Here is a 24771-nt window from a genome sequence, read left to right as displayed (position 1 = left end):
GAAGAGGATCGTTGGAATGACCACGCGGCCGTTGGTCGCGCTGGGCCGGTCGCCGGAACCGGCCGGGCCGCCGGATGCATCCGGCAAAGCCTTGGAATTATATCGGCGCGGCCCTGGCCGTCCGGCCGAACGTCAGATGCCCACCGTCCCGACGCAGGGTCCCGTCGGCCACCTTGAGCTCGATGCGATGCCCCCGCGTCCGACAGGCCGCCAACTGGTCCAGCACCTGCTCCATCTGAGCCGCAGCGGGCACCACACCCCAGTGCCTGTGCAACCAATGGCGCAAGGCATTGGCTTGACGCTCGCGGCTGAGCGCTTGCAAACCGGCGATGGACGGGGGCTCTCCCACCGTAGCCAGGTCGATGCGCGCGAGGTCGCCCAGCAACTGCTGGGCCTGCGCGGCATGGCGCGCACTGCGGGCAAGCATGGGGCGGAACCCCGGGAAGCAGGCGTCCCAGGCGGGCAGCAAGGTCTTGCGAATGCGGTTGCGCGTGTAGCGCAAGTCGGCGTTGCTCGGGTCGTCGACAAAAGGCTCCCCACTGCTTTCGACCCAGGCCCGCAGGGCGCTGACAGGAAGCTCCAGCAAGGGGCGGGCGAAGCGCATTCCGTGGCGCTCAAAGTGATCGGGCATGGCTGCCAGCCCGGGCAGCCCGGCACCACGGCTGAGCGCCAGCATCAGGGTCTCGGCCTGGTCATCGGCGTGATGGGCCAGCAGCACAAGGTCCGCACCCGCAGACCTGGCCAGATCCGCCAGTGCGCGGTACCGATGGAGGCGCGCTGCGTCCTCCGGGCTCTGGCCTCGCGCAGGCGTGGCACGGACATGCGCCAGATGCAATGGCACACCCAGCCGGTCGCAGGTGATCCTTGCTGTGGTTTCGAAGGCATCTGCCGCGGCCTGCAAGCCATGGTGCACATGAAGGGCCACCACGCACCCCGGCCAGAGCGCGTGGGCCGCCAGCAGCAGCGCCGTGGAATCGGCACCGGCGCTGTACGCGACGGCCAGCCTGGGGGAGGTGTCTGGCGCCCTTTGTGAGTACCAGCGCAGCAGCGCCGGCCCGCACGGGTTGGGCGACGCGGCCACGCTGCGCCTCAGCGCTTGGCGCTGTCGGCCTTGGTGTCGGTGAAGCGGCCGTAGCTGTCCAGGCGCGCGTGGCGTCGCTCCAGCAGCTCCTTGACCTTGAGATCGGCCACCTGACGCCAGGCGTCGTTGAGGGCGCGCTTGAGGAACGCGGCCATCTGACCAGGGTCGCGGTGCGCACCGCCAACCGGCTCGTTGACGATCTTGTCGACCAGACCCAGCGCCTTGAGGCGATGCGCCGTGATGCCCAGCGCCTCGGCCGCGTCGCTGGCACGGTCGCTGGTCTTCCAGAGAATCGACGCACAGCCCTCGGGACTGATCACCGAGTACACCGAGTACTGCAGCATCAGCACCTGGTCGGCCACCGAGATGGCCAGTGCACCGCCCGAACCACCTTCACCGATGATGGTGGAGATGATCGGCACCTCCAGCTGCGCCATCTCGAAGATGTTGCGGCCAATGGCCTCGGACTGGCCGCGCTCCTCGGCGTCGATGCCGGGATAGGCACCGGGCGTGTCGACGAAGGTGAACACCGGCAGCTTGAATTTCTCGGCCAGCTTCATCAGGCGCAGCGCCTTGCGATAGCCCTCGGGCTTGGTCATGCCGAAGTTGCGCAGACCACGCTCCTTGGTATCCCGCCCCTTCTGGTGGCCGATCACCATGCAGGGCTGACCGTTGAAACGGGCCAGACCGCCGACGATGGACAGATCGTCCGAGAAATGCCGATCGCCGTGCAGTTCCTGGAAGTGCGTGAAGATCTCGTTCACGTAGTCCAGCGTGTACGGCCGGTCCTGATGGCGCGCAATCTTCGTGATCTGCCACGGCGTCAGGGTGCTGTAGATGTCCTTGGTGAGCTGCAGACTCTTGCCCGACAGCTGTTCGATCTCGGCAGAAATGTCGACCGCGGATTCGGTCTGCACATAGCGGAGCTCTTCGATCTTGCTTTCGAGTTCGGCAATGGGCTGCTCGAAGTCGAGAAAATTTCTTTTGGCCAAGGTATGACTCCTTTGGTCTTTGTGCGAACGACGTCCGGAAACAGGAAAGCCCCGAAGGGCTCAGTAGCTGACCGGCAGTGGGTCCAGCGAGCGCCAAATATACCAAGTGGCGACGCTGCAGTAAGGCGCCCAGGAGGCAGCCACTTCGCGGATCTCGCTGCGGCTGACCGGTTCACCGGAAAAGTAGGCGCGGCTGATGCCGTTCTGCAGGCCGATGTCGTCCAGCGGCAGCACGTTCGGACGCATCAGGTGAAAAATCAGGAACATCTCGGCGGTCCAGCGGCCAATGCCGCGGATGGCCACCAACTCGGCGATGATCGCCTCGTCGTCCATCTCGGCCCACTTGTCGACGTGCACCTGATCGTTGGCAAAGTGAAGCGCCAGGTCCACCAGGTACTCGACCTTGCGTGCTGACAGACCGGCTGCCCGCATGTCGTCCACTTTGAGCTTGAGCACATAGGCCGGCGTCATCTTGCGCGGCAGCTTTTCGAATCGGTCCCACACGGATTGCGCCGCCTTGACCGATATCTGCTGCCCCACGATGCTGCGGGCCAGCGTGACAAACGCATCGCCCCGAGACTGAAGGCTGGCACCCGCGTGCTGCGGGATCAGCTTTTTCATCACCCGATCGCGCTTCATCAGATGCCGACATGCCTCCTGCCAATACAGCGGCGCATCGGGCCCGACATCGGGCAATTGCGAGGTCACCATCAGGCACGCTCCCAGGTGGTGCCGGCAGGACTGTCCTTGAGCACGATGCCCTGGGCCAACAGCGCCTGGCGGATACGGTCCGCCTCGGAGAAGTTCTTGGCGGCTTTGGCGGCGGCCCGGGCCGCAATCTGATCAGCAATGGCGGCTTCGTCCAGGCCATCACCGGCGCCACCCGCTTGCAGATAGCTTTGCGGATCCTGCTGCAACAGACCCAGCACGCCCCCGAGCGCCTGCAACACACCGGCCAGCGAGGCATCGCGGGTGCGGTTCACTTCGCTGGCCAGATCGAACAACACGGCGACGGCCTCGGGCGTACCGAAATCCTCGTCCATGGCGACCTTGAACCGGGCGGCAGACGGCTGGTTCCAGTCAATGCTCTCGGGCACCTCGGCCCTGACCGCGGCCAGCGCGGTGTAGAGGCGCTTGAGGGCCGAGCGTGCATCGTCCAGATGGGCATCGCTGTAGTTCAGGGCGCTTCGGTAGTGGGCGCGCAGCACGAAGAAGCGCACCGTCTCGGCGTCGTACTTCTCCAGCACCTCGCGGATGGTGAAGAAATTGCCCAGGCTCTTGGACATCTTTTCGTTGTCCACCCGCACGAAGCCGTTGTGCATCCAGAAGCGCGCCAGCGGCTGGCCAGTCGCACCCTCGCTCTGGGCGATCTCGTTCTCGTGGTGTGGAAACTGCAGATCAGCGCCACCGCCGTGGATGTCGAAGCTCTCACCCAGCATCTCGCAGCTCATGGCAGAGCACTCAATGTGCCAGCCCGGTCGACCGCTGCCGTAGGGACTGTCCCACTTCGCCTCGGCAGGCTCCTCGGCCTTGGCCGATTTCCAGAGCACGAAGTCCAGCGGGTCCTGCTTGCCGTCGTCTACTGCGACACGCTCGCCAGCGCGCAGATCGTCCAGCGACTTGCCGGAGAGCTTGCCGTAGCCAGGGAACTTGCGCACCGCGTAGTTCACATCGCCATTGGGACTGCGATAGGCCAGCCCTTTGTCTTCCAGTTGGCGCACGATGCCCAGCATTTGCGGCACGTAGTCGGTGGCGCGCGGCTCGTGAGTGGGCCGCTCGATGCCCAGCGCATCCGCGTCCTGGTGCAGCGCCTCGATCATGCGGTTGGTCAGCTGGGTGATGGTTTCACCGTTCCTGACCGCACGGGCGATGATCTTGTCGTCGATGTCCGTCACATTGCGCACATAGGTGACGCGATACCCGCTGGCCTTGAGCCAGCGCTGCACCACATCGAACGCCAGCATCGACCGGGCATGACCGAGGTGGCAGAGGTCGTAGACGGTCATGCCACAGACATACATGCGCACATGCCCGGGATCGAGCGGCAGAAACGGCTCGACGCCGCGCGAGAGGGTGTTGAAGATTCGCAAGGACATGGAAGGCCAGCCGAATGACCCGGCTGGAGCGCACCTGCATGCAGGGAGCATCTCGACCCGGACGTCGACAGGGTTCAGGGAAAAGAAGCGCGAGAACAGCGGACATTACACCGGTGTCGCGCGACCACCGGACTGCGGGGCCTGGCGGGGGCCCTCAGATACAATGCGCCAGTATATCCAGCCCAGTGCGCCACCGGCATTTTCGATGCCCACACACAGGAGCGCTATAGTATTCGCCGACCGGCGCAGGCCGGCCTTCGGTTTGCTGTTGTCGCCATCTGAGGTCACATGATCAACCCCATGCAATTTCCCTCTGCCCAGCCCGTCAAGTCCCGCAGTTTCGGCACCCGGCGACCCTTCGCTTCGCTGCGCCTGATGGCCATGTGCGTCGCAGTGTCAGCCGCCCTCGCCGCGCCGCTGACACAGGCCCAGTCCGACGACTACGCAGAGGTCAATCGCCTGTTGCGTGCCGGACAGTTCTCTGAGGCCATGAACAAGGCCGACCAGTACCTCGCCGGCAAGCCCCGGGACCCCCAGATGCGCTTTCTCAAGGGCGTCATCCAGACCGAAAGTGGCAAACAGGCCGATGCCGTCGCCACCTTCCAGAAGCTGACCGAGGAGTTCCCCGAGTTGCCCGAACCCTACAACAACCTAGCCGTCCTGTACGCAGGCCAGAGCCAGTTTGACAAGGCACGAGCGGCGCTCGAAATGGCGATTCGCACCAATCCCAGTTACGCCACAGCGCACGAAAACCTGGGCGACGTCTACGCCAAGCTCGCCAGTCAGGCCTACAGCAAGGCCTTGCAGCTGGATGCAGGAAATGCCGGAGTGGCCCCCAAGCTGAGCCTGATCCGCAACCTGTTCGCCACCGACGCCAAGGGTGCCAAGCCAGCGGCTGCTCCAGGAACTTCGGCGCCGCCTGTCGCCGCAGCCAAGCCCGCAGCATCTGCTCCTGTCGCGGCACCCGCCGCCCAGGCGCCTGCTGCCACCGGCAACGCCGAAAGCGATGTGGAATCAGCCGTGGCGGCCTGGGCCAAGGCCTGGTCCAGCAAGAACATGTCGGGCTACCTGGGTGCGTACGCCGGCAATTTCACCCCTCCTGGCGGCCAGAGCCGCAGCGAGTGGGAAGCCGACCGCAAGGCCCGCATCATGCCGCGCAACCGCATCGACGTGGACATCAGCGAACTCTCCGTTTCGGTCAACGGTGACCGGGCCTCTGCCAAGTTCCGTCAGGCTTACTCTTCCGATTCACTGAGTGTGACAAGCCGCAAGACACTGGACTTGGTCAGGAGCGGGAATCGCTGGCTGATCGTGCGCGAATCCACGGGATCCTGATGGCCGGTCGGCGGTTTTTCCAACGGGGTCACGCCAGCGTACCAGCCGCCTCCCTGCGCACCGTTTCCGGCCTGCCCCGATGGCTGATCGGAGCCTTGGCATTTGCAGCCCTGTCAGGCTCTCTCCTTGCGTTCTTGCACCAGGGACCTGTGGATCCCCGGCTCTTCCGGGACGACTCGCCTGCAGGATCGACCTCAACGGACACCGCGGTAACCGGCCCGTCGATCATTGATGCCGCCATGGCCCGGATGCACGACGCGTCCGATGCCATCAAGTCGGTGACCAGGCCCTCCGGCCTGCGACCACAACCGTTGTCGGACGACGCCATGGCCCGCGTCGCCCCTTTGTTGGGTCGGGCCGAGGCCAGGCTGATCGATATCTACCGTCTCATCAGCCAGGGCCAGCACCGCGAGGCGCTGTCACAAGCCGATCGCCTGGTCCGCGATCACCCCAACTTCCACCTCGCTCACCTCGTGCACGGAGACCTGCTGAGCCTGCAGGTCCGGCCGGTCCGCCAGCTGGGTGACGTGCCCGACACCACCGCTATTGCAGCGGCGCAGCAGCTCGCCGTTCTTCGGGACGAGTCGCGCCGACGCCTACGTGCGTTGACCGAAAGACCACCCGAAGGAGCCATTCCTTCCCAGTTCCTGAGCCTCTCCTCCCAGAGCAGGCATGCGATCGCCGTCGACGCGTCCCGGTCACGCCTGTACCTGTTCGAGAACCAGACGCCGTCCGGCGGTACGAACGGCTTGCTGGCGGCCCCTCCCAGGCTCAAGCTGCTGGGCGACTTCTACATCTCGGTCGGCTTGTCGGGCATCGAGAAAGAGGTCGAAGGCGACAAGCGCACACCTCTGGGCGTCTACTACATCACCAGCAATCTGCACCCCGACAGCCTGCCCGACCTCTATGGCGTCGGTGCGCTGCCCATCAACTACCCGAACCCGCTGGACCTGCAGCGCGGCAAGACCGGCAGCGGCATCTGGCTGCATGGAACACCGCGCGAGCAGTTTGTCCGGGCGCCACAAGCGTCGGACGGCTGCGTGGTGCTGTCCAACCCGGATCTCGAACGACTGCTGGCCACCGTGCAGATCCGCACCACGCCGGTGGTGATCGCCCCCGAACTCCAATGGGTGCAACCGGAGGAACTCGAAGCCGAACGGCTTGCGTTCGAAAGCGCACTGGCCTCCTGGAAAGAAGCCAAGAGCGCGGGCCAGAGCGAACGCCTGAGCGCGTTCTACTCCAGCAAGTTGCTCGCCGGGAGCGGGTCCGGCGGCGGCCGACCGGAGGCTGGTCCAGACTCCGCCAAAGGCGCGAGAGCAGTCGACATCAAGGATGTTTCCGTGCTCCGCTGGCAGGACCAGCAGGACACGATGGTGGTCACCTTCGGAGAGGTGCCACAAGGTCAGAGCCGAGGGGTGACCCGGCGCCAGTACTGGGCTCGTGAAAGCGACCAGTGGAAGATTTTTCATGAAGGGACTCCCTGATGCTGTCCGAGTTCGATCACACCACCCTGAACCGCCGGACCTCGGTGCGCACCCTTGTACTCGCCACCCTGGCGGCATGCACCTTCGGCGCCCTGTCCATATCGGATGCCAGGGCCGCCGGCGCGTCGAACCCCAAAGTTCGCCTGAGCACCTCGGCCGGTGACATCGTGCTGGAGCTGTACCCCGACAAGGCACCCAAGACGGTCGAAAACTTCCTTCAATACGTCCGTGACAAACACTACGACGGCACGGTCTTCCACCGCGTGATCAACAACTTCATGGTCCAGGGTGGCGGATACGACGCCCGCTACCGCGAGAAGCCCACCCGCGCACCGGTGGTGCACGAGGGCCAGGCGGCGCTGGAGCGAGGTGGCCCGCGCAACGTGGCGGGCACGGTCGCCATGGCGCGCACCAACGACCCGCACTCCGCAACCGCCCAGTTTTTCATCAACGCCAAGGACAACGCCTTCCTGGACCCGACCCCCATCCCGCCAGGGGATCCAGTGCCGCGCTTCGAATACGGCGGCCGTGTCTATGAAAATGTGCCTCGCGCCAATCTGCTGGCGGCCGGACAACTGTTTGGCTACACCGTGTTCGGCAAGGTGATCGCCGGCATGGACGTGGTCAACAAGATCAAGGCCACGCCCACCGGTGCCGGCGGCCCCTTCCCGACGGATGTCCCCAAGACGCCCGTCACCATCCTCAAAGCCACTCTGGAGAACTGAACATGGCCAACCCCCAGGTCGAACTGCACATCACGGGCCTCGGCGTCATCACGCTTGAACTCGACGCAGAAAAAGCCCCCCTGACGACCGCCAACTTCCTGGCCTACGTCAACAAGGGCCACTACAACAACACCGTGTTCCATCGCGTGATCCCCGGCTTCATGGTGCAGGGCGGCGGCTTCGAGCCCGGCATGAACCAGAAAGCCACCGACGCCCCGATCCAGAACGAAGCCAACAATGGCCTGCGCAACGAGATCTACACCGTGGCCATGGCGCGCACCAGCGACCCGCATTCGGCCAGCGCCCAGTTCTTCATCAACGTCGCCAACAACGCTTTCCTGAACCACACCGCTCCGAGCGCCCAGGGCTGGGGCTATGCGGTGTTCGGCAAGGTGGTGTCGGGGTCCGATGTGGTGAAGAAGATCGAAGCCACCCCCACCGGTCGCCGCGGCTTCCACGACGACGTGCCCAAGCAGGACGTGGTGATCGAAAAGGCCGTCGCGCTCTGAGGCTCAGGGTGCATCCCTGACCGATGACGAACCTGCCTATCGACCGCTTTGCCGAGCTGCGCGCCCCCGCGCACTGGCAGGCGGTCGATTTCATTTCAGACCTCCATCTGCACCCCGGGGAGCCACAGACCTTGGGCGCCTGGTGGCGCTACCTGGAACGCCCGCCAGAGGAACGGGCCGATGCACTGTTCATTCTCGGCGACCTGTTTGAAGTGTGGGTCGGAGACGATGCGCTGGAGAACCCGGACTCCTTCGGCGCCCTGTGCGCCCGGCAGCTGCACCAGCACAGCATCGACACGCCGGTGTTCTTCATGTGCGGCAACCGGGATTTCCTCGTTGGCCCCTCTGCCCTGAGCGCCTGCGGCATGCAGGGTCTGGATGATCCCACAGTGCTCGAATTCATGGGTGAGCGCTGGCTGCTCAGCCACGGCGACGCGCTGTGCCTGGACGACACCGACTACCTGGCCTTCCGGGCCATGGTCCGCTCTGCAGAATGGCAGCGCAGCTTCCTGGCCCAACCGCTCGCCCAGCGGGAAGCCGTGGCGCGCGACCTGCGCGAACGCAGCGAAGCCCGCAAGAAGAGCCTGGCGCACGACCCTGCGCTGTGGGCGGATGTCGACGCGGAAGAGGCGCGCCGCTGGCTCCGAGCCGCTGGTGCCGCCACACTGATCCACGGACACACCCACCGCCCTGCGACGCACGACCTGGGAGAGGGTCTGCAACGCGTGGTGCTTAGCGACTGGGACGCCGCAGCCACCCCAGCCCGGCTGGACATCCTGCGCCTCAGCCACAGCGGCTTTTCGCATCTGCGCCCGTGATGCAGACACTGCAGCGCTGGCTTCCGCGCCGCTGGCGTTCGGAGCCCCAACTGCCCGACGGGCCGTGGTCGGCCATTCTTGGGTCCCACCCCTTTCTGGCGGAGCTCTCCGGGCCGGATCGCTTCCGCCTGCGCCAGCTCAGCGGCCACTTCCTGATGGAAAAGGAATTTCATGGCGCCCACGGGCTGGTCGTGACCGACCCCATGGCGCTGGCGATTGCCGCCCAGGCCTGCCTGCCCCTGCTGCACATCCGTCCTCCCTCAGGCCAAGCCGCGTCGAATCCGCTGGACGCGCTGGCCTGGTACGACGACTTCGTCGGCATCGTGGTGCAGCCGGGGGCCGCGCTGGCACGCCGACGCGTCGCCGACGCCAGCGGGGTGGTTCACCACTACGAGGAAGTGCTGGCTGGCGAAGCCATGGACCGGGGGCCGGTCATGCTGAGCTGGGAGGAGGTTAGCCAGGCTCCCGATGCCGCCGGCACCGGCAGCAACGTTGTGATTCACGAGTTCGTGCACAAGATCGACATGCGGGGCATGCATGCAGGGGGCAACCCGGACGGCGCGCCCGCCCTGGTTGCGGGGCTCTGGAGCACTCGCAGCGATGCCCAGGCTCGGGAACACTGGCGGAGCACCATGACGCAGGCCTACGACCACTTCCGGGAAAGCGTGTCCATGGCAGAGCGATTCGGCGCCGAACGGCCCTGGCTGGACGACTACGCTGCAACGAACCCTGCGGAGTTTTTTGCCGTAACCTGCGAGGCCTACTTCGTCAGCAGACTCCGGTTCGGCCAGGAGTTTCCCGCGCTCCTCGCGCTTTACGACGGCTTCTTCCGCCCGGACGCCTGAGCACCCGGGCGGGCCGGACGGATCAGCGCCGCAGCAGCACCTTCAGCGCCTGCTGCAGGCGCCGCGCGGAACCTGCGTCGAACGGTGCGGCCAGCACACGCCCCACATCCTGTGGCCAGGTGTCCGCCGGAGCGGCCTCGTGGCGCCGGGTCAGCAGCTGCAGCTGCAGAAGCCGGCGCGCCTCCACCTGTTCGGCGGGCGTGGGCACTTCGGCCGCCATCTCCAGGCGCAACAAGGCCTCGGCGGGTATGGCCGCGGACGGCGCCGCTCCCAGCGACTGCACCCAGGAGCCGCGCGCCGCCGTCACCCCACGGCCGCCCAAGGCCTGGGCTGCCGGCACTGCCGACGGATCGCGCTTCTCCCAGGCAGTCAGCAACTGCGTGAGCACCTCACCATGCGCCTGCGCCGCCAGCTTGCGCAGCGCCGCTTCGGCATGCTCAAGCGCCTGGCGCTGTGCGCGGAACGCCGCATCGCCCAGCCTGGGAGCCGGTGCACCCCGCGGTTCGCGGGGCGGGCGGGCATCCCCCCAGCCATCGCGCGAGCCTCTTCCGGCGTCCCGAGCCCCGCGACCATCCCGTCCAGCGGGTCCACGGCGCTCGTCGCGCCCGGCGGGCTCTGCCTTTTTCATGCCCGGCCGGTCGTCACCACGCATGGCCACCAGCTTGCGGGCCGGCGCGGATGCTGGCTTCGGCACTGCCTCGGGCGAATCGGCGGCCTCAGGAGCGGTCTCAGCTTGTGGCGTCGCGCCATCCAAGGCGGGAGCGTTGGCCGCCTCTTCCCGAGCAGGGGGTTCACCCCGCATCGCCTGCTCAAGCGCCGCCTGCGCTGCACGGATCTGCTGGGCATCGCCGCTGGCGCTGGCGGCATCGAGCGCACGAGCAGCATCCAGCACGCGCTGGTCGTGTGCGTTCAGCGTGGCCACGGCGCGTTCCCGCTCGGAGCTCTTGCGCTGGAACGCAGCGTCGATCGGCTGGCGGAACGCCTCCCAGAGCTTCTGTTCCTGCTTTCGCTCCAGCGGCACCGCGTGTGCCTCGGCCTGCCAGCGCTGCTGCAAGGCCTTCACCGCATCGATGCGCAGCTGAGGCGCCTCGCCCAGTGCCACCGCCTCGTCGATCATGGCGCGGCGACGCGCCACGCTCTGTGCCTGGGCAGCCTCCAGTTCGACGTGAGCGGCCTGCATGGCGGCCTTCCAGAGGGGCTGCAGCTCGGCAAATGCCTTTTCACTCAGGTGTCCGGCCTCGCGCCAGCGCTCGGAGAACGCGTGCAGGTCGCGGATCTGATTTTTCCAGTCGCTCTGACCAGCGTGGGCCGAGGTCCAGGCTTTGACCTCGTCGATGATCGCCAGCCGCTGGGCCCTGTGGGCCTCCGCCTGCTGGCGCACCTGGCTCAGCCAGACCTCAACCTCCTTGTGCGCCAAGGTGCAGGCCTCATCGAAGCGCTTCCAGAGGGCGTGGTTCGCTGGCCCGCCTTGGTCCGTCGTCTTCCATTGGTCCCGAAGGCTGCGCAGGGTTTCCTGCATCTTGCGGCCACCCAGACGCTGCCCTTCTGGCGCTGCCATCAGAGCTTCGGCTTTGCGAACCAGCTCCTCACGCAACTGGTCGGCGCGCCAGCGCTGCCAGTCTTCCAGTTCACCGGCCTGGGCCAGAATCGCGTTCGCCTTGCCTTCGAGCTCAGCCCCGACCAGCCGCCCCGACGAACGGAGCAGCGCACGGACATCGGCCGCAGCCTTGGGCGTGGCCTTGCCATGTCCTTGCGCCAGCTCACGCTCAAGCGATTCCAAAGCCTTCTGCAGCTCCGCCTGCGCCCGGGCGCGGCGCTCGGCCGCCTGCGTGTCGGTCTTGTCGGCCTCAGCAGGCGTCTCGATGCCACGCGCCTGCCTCAACTCATCGGCCCACACCGGAACTGCCGGCAATGGCGCGTGCGGGTCCGCATCGGCGGCCGCGGCCTGGGCCAGTGCGGCTTCAAAGGCGTCCCAGACCAGTTGCAACTGCTGTCGCGATGCCTCCAGCATGGGAGGAAACCGCACCTCCACGCTGGGCCACTGGGGGTCGTCGGCCAGCCCACTGGCCTGCGCCTGCCACTGCTGGACATCCGCCCGCAGCCCATCAATGCCCGCCTGGGCCTCTTTCCATGACTTGGTCGAGAGGATTTCGATGCGCTGGGCCATCAACACAGCGGACTCGCGCTCGACCTGCACCCGGTGCTGCAGGTCTTCAATGGCCTTGACCCGCTCGGCCAGCGCCGCCTTGAGCCCTGCGAGTGGTTCGCGCGACAGCGGCGCCCCTGCCCGCGCGGCATCGCGCTGCCAAGCCATGGCGTCGGCCAGGTTCAGCCGCGACTGCGCAATCAGCGCTTGGGCTTTCTGGGCCCATTCCACGCCAATGTGCTCCTGGGCCTTCTGGCGCTTGAGTTCGTCGAGCTTTTCCTTCAGAGGCTTGGCGGCCCCGCGGTCCCGCTGGGACAGTTCCTTGAACACCTCGTTCATGGCCTCCCAGCCTGGCTCGGTCTGCAACCAAGCACGCACGCGGGCCGCGCGTTCTCCACTCGTAGGTGCGGAAAACGCACCTCCCGTCAATGCATCCAGAGGGTGGGACGACGGGGTCGAGGCGGCCCCGCCACCGCCGGCCGGTGTCGCGGCGGGATCGGGCGTGGGAGACTGGGGCGCGCTCTTGCGCAGGGAGAACAGCGACATATTGATAGGTACAGCAGTGAGAGACGCCCACGCCGACGGGCGATGGACCACATCCGCTATTGTCGCCCGGGATGACCCGCCAACGACCTGATGCGCTGGCCCAAAAAAGAAACCCCGGCAGGAGAGCCTGCCGGGGTTGACGGCGGGCAAACTGCACTTGCCGTCGGGGCTGGCAGACAGGGAGTTGAATGTCCCTGACGCCTGGAAGCAAGAGATTGCTTCCATTGGGAGCCGACTGGCAGCTGAACTGCCTGATCGGCTGAATGCCGGTCATCACAACCGACGGTTGAAGATTACGCCGGAAGCGTCTCGATTTCAAGCGCAGAGACGCTTAGTTACCCGTGCACTTCAGTCTGTCCGACTGGCGGTAGCACCCCGTGCTGCAACCAGGTGCAACGACTGGCTTACCCGACGAACGGCATCGAAAAGGCGGATGGACGGCAACCTGCATGTGTGCTGGACCCGCCGCTAGGAATCTGCAAACAAGGGCCAAATCTCCATTCTCTTAATAACCAAATATTGTTTTAAACGTCGTTTAAAACATTGACCGAACATTAACGGGCACATACCATTCGCCCCGTTTTCCGTTCCGGGTAAACCCTACGACGTCGGCACCCCTCAAACACCACAGGTGCCCGCGAAACCGCCATTGATGGCGCCCCCCTCACCGCTGCATCAGACCTTGTGGTCGGCGCAGCCCTGCAAGGAGCGACAACATGACAACGCTTTCCATTTCAGAGGCGCAGCAAAAGAGCAGCGCCTCAGCTGTCCAATCTGCCGTGTTCATAGCGCTCGCCGATGCGTACAGGGGCTTCGTCGCCCTCACCCGCAACGGCATGGTCGCGCTGGGTGCTGGCTTTGCGGTGCTGGTCATTGCACTCGCCGTGCAAAGCGAACTGCGCTCGAATATGGAGCAGTTGCTGCTGAGCTGGTTGCAGGAGCGCCAGGATTCGGCCGTGGTGGCAGCAGATGACGCCGCCCCCATGCCGGAAAACAGCAATGACGACCGCCTTGCGGTCGCTCCGCCCCCCCTTCTGCCCAAACAGCAGGCTGCCGTGACCCAGTGGCTCAGCCGCAAATACCGTGTGGCGCCGGAGCCGCTGGGCGCATTGGTGGCCGAAGCCTTTGCGGTCGGGGCCAAGGTGCGCCTTGATCCGACACTGATCCTGGCAGTCATGGCCATCGAGTCGCGCTTCAATCCCTACGCGCAGAGCCCTGTGGGCGCTCAGGGCCTGATGCAGGTGCTCACCCGCGTCCACACCGACAAGTACGACGACTACGGGGGCGCCATGGCCGCCTTCGACCCCCTTTCCAATCTGCGGGTCGGCGTCAAGGTGCTCCAGGATTGCATCAAGCAGGCCGGCTCTGTCGAAGGTGGACTGCGGCTCTACGTGGGGGCGGTGACCACCGACGGCAGCGGCTACATCAACAAAGTCATGGCCGAGCACCTTCGGATCCAGAGCGTGGCGCTGGGCAAACCGATGCCGACTTCCTTCCCGATCTTCACCGCCGCGCCTGCGCCCGCCGCGCCGGAGCCGATCGAGCCAACCCAGACCGGGCTGCTCGATCCCCAGCCCGAAGCCATCCCTGCCGGCCTGCCGGTTGAACCGGCAGCCGACGCCGCTCTCACCAGTTCCTGACCACAGACCGCCAAGCTCCGAGGCCTGCGGGCACCTCGCCACTCGGATAAACTACACAGGTGCGCAACTGGCGATAGGCGCGCGGCAGCCACCTGCCGTCCGTGCTGACGTGGCCCCCCGCTCCCCGCGAGCGGGACAACCACTGGGAAGCGCACCGCCCGCTCTACGGGTGTTCAGCCGTTCGCCTGGGCAGTCCCTGCCGCTTTTCAGAGAGTGCGCGGGGTCCCATCTCATCCGAGACCGTCCCGAGACTGCCAAACCATGTACGACCGCAACATCCTCATCGAGCAAACCGACCCCGAGCTGTTCAAGGCCATTCAAGCGGAAAACGCCCGCCAGGAACACCACATCGAGCTGATCGCCAGCGAGAACTACGCCTCGCCGGCCGTGATGGCCGCCCAGGGCACCCAGTTGACCAACAAGTACGCCGAGGGCTACCCCGGCAAGCGCTACTACGGCGGCTGCGAGTACGTCGACGTGGCCGAACAGCTGGCCATCGACCGCGTCAAGCAGATCTTCGGTGCCGATGCCGCCAACGTGCAGCCGCACTGCGGCGCCTCGGCCAACGAGGCCGTCTTCCTGGCCTTCCTCAAGCCCGGGGACACCATCATGGGCATGAGCCTGGCCGAAGGAGGCCACCTCACCCACGGCATGCCGCTGAACATGTCGGGCAAGTGGTTTAACGTGGTCAGCTACGGCCTCGACAAGAACGAAGCGATCGACTACGACGTCATGGAAGCCAAGGCCCGCGAGCACAAGCCCAAGCTCATCGTCGCCGGGGCGTCCGCATACAGCCTGCGCATCGACTTCGAGCGCTTTGCCAAGATCGCCAAGGAAATAGGCGCCATCTTCATGGTCGACATGGCCCACTACGCCGGCCTGATCGCCGCGGGCGTGTATCCCAACCCGGTGCCATTCGCCGACGTGGTGACCTCTACCACCCACAAGAGCCTGCGTGGCCCGCGCGGCGGCATCATCCTGATGAAGGCCGAACACGAGAAGGCCATCAACAGCGCCATCTTCCCCGGTCTGCAGGGCGGCCCGCTGATGCACGTCATCGCCGCCAAAGCCGTTGCCTTCAAGGAAGCGCTGCAGCCCGAGTTCAAGGCCTATCAACAGCAGGTGGTGAAGAACGCCCAGATCGTGGCCGAAACACTGACCCAGCGCGGTCTGCGCATCGTCAGCGGCCGCACCGAAAGCCACGTCATGCTGGTGGACCTGCGCGCCAAGGGCATCACCGGCAAGGAAGCCGAGGCTGTGCTGGGCAGCGCCCACATGACCATCAACAAGAACGCAATTCCGAACGACCCGGAAAAGCCGATGGTGACCAGTGGTGTGCGCATCGGCACCCCAGCCATGACCACCCGCGGCTTCAAGGACGAGGAAGCCCGCATCACCGCCAACCTGATTGCCGACGTGCTGGACAACCCGCGCGACCCGGCGAACATCGAAGCGGTGCGCGCCAAGGTCAATGCCCTGACGGCCCGTTTCCCCGTCTACAGGTGAAATGCCCCTTTTGCGGCCATCTGGAAACCCAGGTCGTTGAGACCCGGGTTTCCGAAGACGCGGACTTCATCCGCCGCCGCAGGCAGTGCGGCCACTGCGAAAAGCGCTTCACCACCTATGAGCGGCCAGAGGTCAGCTTCCCGGCGGTAGTGAAGAAGGATGGTCGGCGCGTGGACTACGTGCCGGCCAAACTGCGCGCCTCATTCACCCTCGCCCTGCGCAAGCGACCGGTGAGCACCGAACAGGTGGACGCCGCCATCGAGCGCATTGAAGAAAAGCTGCTCAACCTGGGCAGCCGTGAAGTCGCATCGACCAAGCTGGGCGAAATGGTCATGCGCGAGCTCAAGAAGCTCGACAAGGTTGCCTACATCCGCTTTGCCAGCGTTTACCGCAGTTTTGAAGACATCGACGAGTTCCGCGCGCTCGTGGACGAAGTCCGCCGATAACACGCGGCTCAACTGCTGAAACAGGGCCTCCTCCATTGGAGGGACAAGTCGTCGTCATTTACCTCCTCGGAGGCATGATTTGGCGCCAACGCGCGGGAATAATGAGTTCGAACGCATTACACATCCGAACTCATCATGCGATTGCCATCCCACCAGCATCCTTCGCAATTCCGTGGATACACCTTGATGGAACTGGTCGTGGCGACTGCGCTGCTGGCCATTCTCATTCAGCTCGCGATTCCTCCCATGAGCCGCCTGCTCTCTGAATGGCAGAGAGAACACGCCACCCGAGCCATTGCAGACCACCTTGTGCTCGCCAGATCAGAAGCCATCCGCTGGTCCCAGCGCGTGGTGATGTGCAGCAGCGTCGATGGCCTTCGCTGCTCTCCGAGCTCCAACAGAGAATGGAAATCGGGGTGGATTGTTTTTCAGGACATCGATGGCAATGGTCAATTCGGCCCTTCCGACAAATTGGTCGCTGTTTCGCAGGGCTCCCATGGAATTCGAAGCATCCGGGGAAATGCATTGCTCCAGCGCTTCGTATTCATGCCAACGGGAATGATGGCATCTGGAATGGGAACACTGGAGATTGTCCCCACGATGGGTACCAGTCAGAGAATCACCGTCAATCGAATTGGAAGAGTCAGGCTCAGCACAAGTCTGCCGGTCGAATGAAGCCAAATTCGCTGGACACAGAGTAGACGGCGTCAGGGCGGCAGCGATCTGTCGGCGGTGTGTGTGGCGACCCAAAGCGACAACTGCGTGAGAAATGAATGCTTTTTGCCGCTGAGCACGCCAAACACGACCGCGCGTCAGGGCGCGCAGAAGACCCTCGAAAGCGGGCGATACATTGCAGTACGGAGCTGCAAATTGAACCACCTGCCCTCACCCCTGACGCCTTCTGCCAGACAGCACGGATTCACGCTGGTGGAGTTGGTCGTGACCATCGCGCTGCTGGCCATCCTCACCACCCTGGCGGCACCCAGCTTCAGCGAGGTGCTGCGCCAGTGGCGGCGCGACAGCGCCACCCGCGAGCTGTCCTCCACACTGCAGCTGGCGCGATCCGAATCTATCAAGTCCTCCCGTCAGATCGTGGTCTGCCCGAGTACCGACGGAGAGTCCTGCGCTGACGGCACCGAGTGGAACACCGGCTGGATCGTGTTCGTCGATGACGGGGCGGGCACGCTGGCCAACGCGGGCAACCAGGTGGTCAACACCAATGAGCGCATTCTCAAGGTCGTGTCAGCCCAGTCTGGTGTGGCATCGATCACCAGTTCGGGAGGGGTGGAATGGATGCAATTCCTTCCAAACGGGTTGATGGGCTCAGCCACCACCACCCTGACGGTCACACCTTCCGGTGCGAACGCCAATACCAAGGTGGACAAGGTCACCGTCTCCCGCGTGGGGCGCGTGTCTGTTGCGACCGAGCTCCCATGACAAGCAAGGCCTTCATGAACATCTCCGTGACCAAATCCGTTGCACCCCGCCACCACCGGGGTGCCAGCATGATCGAGGTGCTGGTGGCCATCCTGCTGGTGTCGGTGGGGCTGCTGGGCATCGCAGGGCTTTCTGGCGCCACCTTCAGTTACAACAAGGCATCGCAAATGCGGCTCACTGGCATTGCATTGGTCAATGACCTGGCCGACCGTGCCCGCGTCAATGTGCACGGATATGACCGCCAGGGCTATGACATTGAACTGAGTGACAACTTTGAAAGCACACCGGTCGAAGTCGACGACACCAACCTCGACCTGGACCCTGCCGTTTCCGCCAATGCAGAAAGCGTTGCCGATGCCCTCGCCGCTGCAGACGTTGACCAGTTCTTGCGTACGGTCCGCAGCCGCCTGCCGCAAGGCGATGCGGTGGTGATGAGCCGGCGGGATGCAAACGCGCGCGATCTGGATGTGTGGCTGTTGTGGAAGGAAGCCGCCACGGCGGAGGGGGACGAAGACGATGACCGGGGCGACTTCTCCCTCTTCGACGCTGGAAAGGGCAACTGCCCGGACAACCTCAGCACAGCCGACAAAGCGGAATACAGCTGCATGTACTTCAAGGTGGGGCTGTGAACATGAACTCAAAAAATCACCTTCACCCGTCTAGACGCAGCCAGCGAGGCCTGAGCCTGGTCGAGCTGATGATTGCGCTGACCATCGGTCTCTTTCTCATGGGCGCTGTGGGCATCATCTATGTGAACACCGCAACCACTTCCCGCGGCAGCACGCTCGAGTCCCAGATGAACGAGGACGCGGCGCTGGCGCTGGAGTTGCTGCAGCAGCAGATTCGCCTGACCGGGTTTTCCAACGTGGAAGCGTCGGGAGACCGGCGCTTCCCCGGGCAAGCGGTGCGGGGCTGCGATGGTGGATTCACTGACTACGATGCTGCCTTTGCCGACTTGGCGTGCAATGCGGATGGCGACGGCCCGGATGCCCTGGCCGTGAGGTACGAGGCCACGCTGCTTAACAGCCAGACAGCGCAAGATGCTGGTGGAGTTGCTCGACCAGGAAACTGCGCGCACGAGGCCATCGAGCCTTGGGACGCGACAGGCACAGAAGGCGCGCGGGCCGGTGTGACCAGCATGAACCTGGCCGACAACCGCTACTACATTGCCAATGACGCGGCCAATGAAAACACCCCCACGCTGTACTGCCAGGGCCGTACCGGTGCAGGATTTGGCAACGCCACCGCCCTGATCCCGAACATCGAAGACATGCAGGTGCAGTACGCCGTCACGGCATTCCCCACCGTGGGAGACCCCCTGCCTCACCAGGTGGCGGGATATGCCAACGCAAACGAAGAAACGGACGCAACGGATGCAAGCCCGCGGTTTCCTGCCCTGGAGGACCTGGCGATTCCCGCGGGCACCCCTGCAGACATCAACAACTGGTCCCGGGTCGCGGCGGTGCGCATCTGCCTGCTCGCACGCAGTGCACGACCTGTTCCGACCGGAGACAACCCCGTCGGCACCGCCAACGCCGATGGCACCACGTTGACGGCTGGTCTCGGCACCTACGTCGACTGCAAAGGCGATTCTCGAACCGCCACCGACCGTTTCGTCCGCCGCGCATACGTGACCACCATCCAGCTTCGAAACATGCGGCCCGGCCTGCCTCGCGACTTCGAGGAGGGTGGCAACCCGTGGCAGTACATGTACGACAACTGACGCCCGAGAACCTCACCATGCGCTGTCATACACCCATACCCAAGAACGGCTCGGAACGCGGGGTCGTGCTTCCGATTGCGCTGATCATGTTGGTGATCATCTCGTTTGCGGGCCTGCTCGCGGCCCGCAACTCGGCCACCTTCGAGCAGTTCTCCAACAACATGCGCACCAACCAGGTGGCGCGCACATCCGCGGAAGACGCCTTGCGCCAATGCGAGCGCATCGCGCGTGCCAGTGTGGAAGACAACGCGGCGTTTGCGGCGGTCGTGGGCCGGATCGAAGCCGGCACGGTGATCTCTGCAGACACCGAGGAAGCCATCAGCGACGGCATCTGGAACACCCGCGCCAACTGGGCCGAAGGTGCCGCCAACCTGATCACCGTCACGCCCGAATTCGGCGACGACGTCCAGTCCGGGGCTCAGCTCAAAGAAGCCAACTACCCGACCTGCATCATCCAGGCCATGGTCAACGACCGCTTCCTGATCACGGCGCGCGGCTTGTCCAACGACGCACAGGTTGACGATGACAGCGGACTGCTGACCGCCGGCTCGGAAGTCTGGCTGCAGTCCATCCTGACGCCCCTTGTTCCGACGCTCAGCGACAAAGGCGGCGCCCAGTGATGCCGCGCAACACCCTATACCAACAGCATTCCAGTGAGGTGTCCATGAACTCCCCTGTCACAAATCGGCGCGCACGCCGCCTGCTCTGGTCGGCCGCCCTCGGGGCGGTGCTGCTGCCCGCCATGCAAGTCTGGGCCCAGCCAGCGAACCGGCCGCTGCTGACCAACCAGTCGGGCGCCAAGCCCAACCTGATGGTGGCACTGGACAACTCGGGGTCCATGGCGTTCACCTACCACGAGAGCTACAACATCACCAGCGACACCGAGTACCAACGGCGCTATTGCCCTTCTCCGTACTCCCGCAGTTCATCTGGCACCCTCTCTACATTCAACGCAGGCATTGGCCAAGAAGCAAACTACAGCGCAGGACCGCCGGCCACCTACACCTGCTACCAACGGATATCTTCCTCGAACGTCCAAGCTCGCACCGCTGTCTCACTGCCGTACACGCCCGACCAGGGTGTCTGGAACTGGTCGGGTCAGCGTTCAGCCGATCTCAACCCCCTCTACTACAACCCCAGAGTGCGCTATGTGCCACGCGTGGACGGCAGCGGCGCAGCCCTGGTACCCACAGACAACGTCGTGTGGGTGTCCAACCAGAACAGCACCGGCTTCCGCTACGCCGTGCTGCAGCGGAACCTGCCTCCCAACGACTTCCGCGTGTACCACTCGATGTACGCCAGCGACGGCGTGACGCGCAACTTCCAGGGCGTCGTCAACACCCTGGCCCCGACCGGGTTCACCAACCGGTACGACCTGAACTACACGCTGCGCATCCCGCAGCACATCCCCTACACCGCGGCGACCACCCTCACGCCCGCATTCACCTACACGTATTGCAGCGCCATCGTTACCGATGGCTCGGGCATGGACACCGGGTGCAGCGCGCGCACGCGGGTGGACGTCCGCTACGGTGACACGGCCACCTACACCATTCCCACCCCCAACAACCGCAGCGACTGCACCAACAGCGTCTGCACCAACGCCCAGGAAGTTGCCAACATCCTGAACTGGTACCGCTACTACAGCACCCGCCACTTGGCCACCAACACCGCCATCGGGCTCGCCCTGGCGGACACCAACGCGAGCGGGCAACCCAACACCCCGGCGAAGTTCGACAACGAGTTGCGTGTGGGTTACATGCAGACCAACCAGAACTATGCGGGTCCGCTGACTCTTCCCCCGGGTGCGGGTGCCCCGGAGACGCTGTCGCGGGGCGTGAGGCCGCTCAGCCGCGGCTCGGCCGACAACACCGCCCTGTTCTCCTGGCTCAACGACATGCTGCCCCAGGGGGGAACGCCACTGCACCGCGCGGTGGAGAAGGCCGCGAGCTACTACAGCATGGGACCCGGCGTCACGGAAAACCCTTGGCGAACGTACCCGGTGGCGTCCAGCGCTCCCGCTGGCGCTTCGAACGAAGAGATGAGTTGCCGACGTTCCTTCAACCTGCTGTTCTCTGATGGTGCCTGGACGACCAGCAACGGGACCTGGGGTCCCACTGCAGTGGGAGACAACTACGACAACATCAACGGCCCCACGTTCTCCCGCACCCTGGCGGATGGCTCGACCGAATCGTTCCAGTACTTGCCGAACGGAATCAACACCGTGGCCGGCCGCCTGAAATATGTGCCCTTCCGCAGCGCGGGCACAGGCGGCCTGGCAGACCTGACGGCACGCTACTACTGGCACACGGACATGCGCACCGGCCTGGACAACAACATTCAGACCCGCCCTGGCCAACCCACGTTCTGGCAGAACATGGCGACCTACACCGTGGGCTACATGATCCAGCCGACGGGCGAGGTCACCGGCACTGGGCTGACCTTCAACCAGATCGACCAATACAGGACCAGCTACATCCTCAACGGCCCCGGCGCCCCCACCGTGTTCCCGTCCTTTCCCACCAGCGCCGTGCAGTCAGCGTCGGACCAAACCCGGGTGGACGACTTCATTCACGCCGGATACACGGGGGGCGCCCGTTCGTTCAGTGCCAAGACGGCCGACGACGTCAAGTCCATCTTCAACACCATCCTGGCTGAAATCCTGAGCGCGTCTGGCAAGGACGCCGGTGTGTCCGTCAACACCGGTGGTGGCGACAACAGTACGCTGGCCGGCCGCCTCAAGTACACGGTGTCCTACCGCACCATGGACAACTCCGGCGACATCCTGGCACGCGAACTGGCTGCCGATGGCAGAGAGACGGGCGTGACCGAATGGTCGGCCAATCAGCAGATGCCCAGCCCCGCTGCCCGCCGTGTGTTCACCATGCACGACCGGAACCAGCCCGTCGATTTCTTGGGCACGTTCAGCGGACTGCAAAGCGACATTCAGAGTGCCCTGGCCACCGGCCCTGACGCGGGGCGTATCCGCAGCGATGCCAGCTTCATCAACTACCTGCGCGGTGACAACTCCGCACTGGACAGCTACGGGATGCTCTTCAGACAACGCGAGTCGAAGATCGCCGCCATGGTCAACCCGCCCGCCGTGTTCATGGGCGATGCCCGGGACTATGCCTACGATCAGGACGGCAGTGGCGGCGTCGACGGGCGCGGCAGCTATGTGGACTACACGAACCGCAAACGCGGTTACCCCAAGTCGCTGTTCGTGGCCACTAACGCGGGCACCATGCACGCTTTCTCTGCAAACGCGGGCACCGAACTGGCCGCCATCATGCCGCGCCGCAGCCTGCGGCGCATGCTCAACTTCGCGGCCGAACCGTACACATTCGAGTACGTGCTGGATGGCCCGATCACCGAGAACGACATCTTCGACCGCCGCAAAGCCAACGCGGATGGACTCACCGAGGCCAACGAGTGGCGGGCGTGGCGCCATCTGGCCGTCGGCACCGGCGGTCGGGGCGAGAAGCTGGTCTACGCGGTCAACTCGCCCATCAAACCCGGTGTGACGCCGAACCGCATCCCCGACAGGGAAGACTTCCTGTGGGAGACCGGGCCGGACCTGATCGACAGCGCGGATGGCGGTGATGTGACGGTCGGCTACATGTCCAATGCGACCCGCAGCGGTCAGACAGAAGACCTGTCGGACGCGACCAACGCCCGGCGCGGCCGCTGGATCGTGGCGGTCAACAACGGCCACTACAACGGCGAGCCCAACGGCGAGAAGAACGGACTGGTCGTGCTGGACGCCGTGACCGGCGAGGTCATCCGGACCATTCCGCTGCCCAGCGGTTACTCGGCGGGCGACGGGCTCAGCGGCGTGACGTTGCTGCGCAGCTACGGCTCCAACACGCGGGTGGTGGCGGCCTACGCCGGCGACGCCAACGGCCAGCTGTGGAAATTCAACCTGTCCGGAGACCCCTCCACCTGGCACGTGGAACACGGTCGTCCCCTATTCACCGTGCCGGGCAACCGCCCGATCTACGGGCACCCGGCCTGGCAGGCCCATGAGGCAGGAGGCTTCATCGTGGTGTTCGCCACCGGCATCATGTTGCAGGACGAGCACCTGGAAGACCTGGGCCAGCAGACCATCTACGGCATCTGGGACCGACAGACCATCGACGGCACCATGCTCAACAACGAAACGTTCACGCCAGTCAGTGACACGCAGCTGGAGGAACGCACCGTCATCCCGGCGTCGCGGGAGTCCAATGGTGGTTTCTTCTACTACGCGATCAGCGGCGATGCAATCGACTGGGAAACCCAGCGCGGATGGTTTATCCACATGAACAACGTCCACCAGGAGGACGACGCGCTGCGGGGCGGGGAGCGCTCCATCGCAGACGTGCAGAACTTCGGGCGAAGCGTGATCATCACGTCCACGGTGTTGCGTCCACCGCCTGAAGGCGAGATGTGCACGGTGGCCGACCTGCCGGCCAACTATGTGTACATCGTGAACGCCCAGAACGCCTCGCCCGAACTCAGTCGTTCGTTCGACATCGATGGCGACGGTCGCATGGACGCGTACGACACAAACAGCGACAGCCGGGTGGACGCCGGTTATGCAGTGGCCTATGCCCCCCAGGGCGGCTTCACCCGCGGCATCTCCGTGAGCCGCTTCCGTTCCCGCGCCGATGGCACCGCATTGCCCGACGACCCGCAGACGGACACCGGCAGCTCCAGCGACCCACAAGTCGCCGAAAGCGTGTCCGATCGGCTTGAAAAGGCCGCAGACGAGGCCGCCGGCGAATCGGCTCTGAGCCAGTCGGGAAGCGCGCCCAAGTGCCGGACCATGCGAGGCATCATCCTGGGCACCGGCGAAACGCCGCTGGGCGCTGGCGTCTATTGCCCCACCACTGGCTGGAGCCGCACCCAGTTCCAGCTCAGCGCACCGCCTCGCAACTGATCTGAGTGTTCCCAGCATGAACAACACACGCACCAACACCGCCTGCCACAGACCACAAAGCGGCTTCACCCTGATCGAGGTGATGATCGTCGTGGCCATCATCGGCATCCTGGCCGCAATCGGCTACCCCGCGTACCAGGAACAGGTGGCCAAATCCAGAAGGGCAGATGCCCAGCGGGCGCTGATGGAAGCCGAGCAGTACATGCGGCGGTTCTTCAGTGCCCAAGACACGTTTGAAGGCGCATCCTTGCCCGCAGGGCTGGCCACATCGCCGCGCGCCGGGTCTGGTCCGGCTGCCTACAACATCCAGTTGATCGAAGACGGAGATGCGGTGGAGACCACCACGGAAGCGTCGGCGTCCTCGTTCACCTTACAGGCAACACGGACCGGTAGCATGGCGAATGATCGCTGTGGAAATCTGCAAATCACAAATACAGGCGTCAAAACACTGACCGGGCTCACGGGACTTTCTGACACCGAGCTTGAAGCCCGGCGCGCTGAGTGCTTCAAGGCGTCCTGAG

General features: G+C 64.8%; 21 protein-coding genes and 1 riboswitch. Of the genes, 16 read left to right on the top strand and 5 right to left on the bottom strand.

All coding sequences use genetic code 11. The annotated features are described in order from the left end of the window. Positions 1–97: 97 nt before the first annotated feature. The 4 genes from tilS to cysS are packed head-to-tail and all read right to left on the bottom strand — an operon-like array spanning position 98 to position 4169. Positions 98–1081 carry a tRNA lysidine(34) synthetase TilS gene (tilS, locus tag BC358_RS20310; RefSeq protein ID WP_373270148.1) on the bottom strand — a complete coding sequence of 328 codons (984 nt, stop codon included), beginning with the start codon at positions 1079–1081 and terminating at the stop codon, positions 98–100. 8 nt (positions 1082–1089) lie between these two features. Further along, entirely contained in the window at positions 1090–2073 is a 984-nt protein-coding gene (locus tag BC358_RS20305) for an acetyl-CoA carboxylase carboxyltransferase subunit alpha (protein ID WP_066158442.1), read from the bottom strand. Positions 2074–2133: 60 nt separating this feature from the next. Next, a complete protein-coding gene (locus tag BC358_RS20300) occupies positions 2134–2784 on the bottom strand; it encodes a DNA-3-methyladenine glycosylase (RefSeq protein ID WP_066158440.1) in 651 nt (216 codons plus the stop codon). Beyond that, on the bottom strand, positions 2784–4169 hold the full coding sequence (gene cysS / locus BC358_RS20295) for a cysteine--tRNA ligase (protein WP_066158438.1): 1386 nt from the start codon (positions 4167–4169) through the stop codon (positions 2784–2786). Before cysS ends, BC358_RS20300 begins: the two co-directional genes overlap by 1 nt. A gap of 375 nt (positions 4170–4544) precedes the next feature. On the opposite strand from cysS, the gene BC358_RS20290 reads away from it, so the two are divergent. The 6 genes from BC358_RS20290 (at position 4545) to BC358_RS20265 (ending at position 9885) form a co-directional block, all read left to right on the top strand. Continuing rightward, positions 4545–5504 carry a nuclear transport factor 2 family protein gene (locus tag BC358_RS20290; protein WP_179130114.1) on the top strand — a complete coding sequence of 320 codons (960 nt, stop codon included), beginning with the start codon at positions 4545–4547 and terminating at the stop codon, positions 5502–5504. 239 nt (positions 5505–5743) lie between these two features. Then, positions 5744–6988, top strand: a complete 1245-nt coding sequence (locus BC358_RS20285) for a murein L,D-transpeptidase family protein (protein WP_079367225.1) — start codon at positions 5744–5746, stop codon at positions 6986–6988. Further along, positions 6988–7713: a peptidylprolyl isomerase gene (locus tag BC358_RS20280; protein ID WP_079367224.1), complete on the top strand. Its 726-nt coding sequence runs from the start codon at positions 6988–6990 to the stop codon at positions 7711–7713. Before BC358_RS20285 ends, BC358_RS20280 begins: the two co-directional genes overlap by 1 nt. Positions 7714–7715: 2 nt before the next feature. After that, on the top strand, positions 7716–8222 hold the full coding sequence (locus BC358_RS20275) for a peptidylprolyl isomerase (RefSeq protein ID WP_079367223.1): 507 nt from the start codon (positions 7716–7718) through the stop codon (positions 8220–8222). A 23-nt stretch (positions 8223–8245) separates the two neighbouring features. Then, on the top strand, positions 8246–9040 hold the full coding sequence (locus BC358_RS20270) for a UDP-2,3-diacylglucosamine diphosphatase (protein WP_079367222.1): 795 nt from the start codon (positions 8246–8248) through the stop codon (positions 9038–9040). Continuing rightward, entirely contained in the window at positions 9040–9885 is an 846-nt protein-coding gene (locus tag BC358_RS20265) for a zinc-dependent peptidase (protein ID WP_079367221.1), read from the top strand. Before BC358_RS20270 ends, BC358_RS20265 begins: the two co-directional genes overlap by 1 nt. A 22-nt stretch (positions 9886–9907) precedes the next feature. Here BC358_RS20265 and BC358_RS20260 read toward each other — a convergent pair whose 3' ends face one another. Then, on the bottom strand, positions 9908–12577 hold the full coding sequence (locus tag BC358_RS20260; protein ID WP_079367220.1) for a DUF349 domain-containing protein: 2670 nt from the start codon (positions 12575–12577) through the stop codon (positions 9908–9910). A gap of 716 nt (positions 12578–13293) precedes the next feature. On the opposite strand from BC358_RS20260, the gene BC358_RS20255 reads away from it, so the two are divergent. From BC358_RS20255 to BC358_RS20210, 10 genes are all read left to right on the top strand, one after another. Continuing rightward, entirely contained in the window at positions 13294–14217 is a 924-nt protein-coding gene (locus BC358_RS20255; RefSeq protein ID WP_079367219.1) for a lytic transglycosylase domain-containing protein, read from the top strand. Between the two features lie 53 nt (positions 14218–14270). Beyond that, positions 14271–14415, top strand: a riboswitch (ZMP/ZTP riboswitch). A 63-nt stretch (positions 14416–14478) separates the two neighbouring features. Further along, positions 14479–15723, top strand: a complete 1245-nt coding sequence (glyA, locus tag BC358_RS20250) for a serine hydroxymethyltransferase (protein ID WP_066158424.1) — start codon at positions 14479–14481, stop codon at positions 15721–15723. Then, positions 15720–16169, top strand: coding sequence for a transcriptional regulator NrdR (nrdR, locus tag BC358_RS20245; protein WP_066158421.1), 450 nt, complete (start codon positions 15720–15722; stop codon positions 16167–16169). Before glyA ends, nrdR begins: the two co-directional genes overlap by 4 nt. A gap of 135 nt (positions 16170–16304) precedes the next feature. Next, positions 16305–16844 (top strand): GspH/FimT family pseudopilin, encoded by a 540-nt coding sequence (locus BC358_RS20240; RefSeq protein WP_079367218.1) that lies wholly within the window; start codon positions 16305–16307, stop codon positions 16842–16844. Between the two features lie 195 nt (positions 16845–17039). Then, positions 17040–17606, top strand: coding sequence for a GspH/FimT family pseudopilin (locus BC358_RS20235; protein WP_133158139.1), 567 nt, complete (start codon positions 17040–17042; stop codon positions 17604–17606). 14 nt (positions 17607–17620) lie between these two features. Next, the gene (gene pilV / locus BC358_RS20230) at positions 17621–18235 is read left to right on the top strand and encodes a type IV pilus modification protein PilV (RefSeq protein WP_165961725.1); all 615 of its coding nucleotides are present in this window, start codon (positions 17621–17623) and stop codon (positions 18233–18235) included. A gap of 2 nt (positions 18236–18237) precedes the next feature. Continuing rightward, positions 18238–19329, top strand: coding sequence for a PilW family protein (locus tag BC358_RS20225; protein ID WP_079367216.1), 1092 nt, complete (start codon positions 18238–18240; stop codon positions 19327–19329). Between the two features lie 86 nt (positions 19330–19415). Continuing rightward, positions 19416–19949 carry a hypothetical protein gene (locus BC358_RS20220; RefSeq protein ID WP_143434380.1) on the top strand — a complete coding sequence of 178 codons (534 nt, stop codon included), beginning with the start codon at positions 19416–19418 and terminating at the stop codon, positions 19947–19949. Positions 19950–19993: 44 nt separating this feature from the next. Then, complete coding sequence (locus tag BC358_RS20215; RefSeq protein ID WP_179130109.1) at positions 19994–24250, top strand: pilus assembly protein; 4257 nt, start codon at positions 19994–19996, stop codon at positions 24248–24250. 16 nt (positions 24251–24266) lie between these two features. Then, positions 24267–24770, top strand: coding sequence for a type IV pilin protein (locus tag BC358_RS20210; protein ID WP_079367214.1), 504 nt, complete (start codon positions 24267–24269; stop codon positions 24768–24770). The last annotated feature ends 1 nt before the right edge of the window (position 24771 follow it).

The organism is Hydrogenophaga sp. H7, assembly GCF_002025745.1.
GTDB classification, from domain to species: Bacteria; Pseudomonadota; Gammaproteobacteria; order Burkholderiales; family Burkholderiaceae_C; genus Hydrogenophaga; species Hydrogenophaga pseudoflava.
Note: the sequence above shows the minus strand (reverse complement) of the source record. Positions and strands in the feature narration are given on the sequence as shown.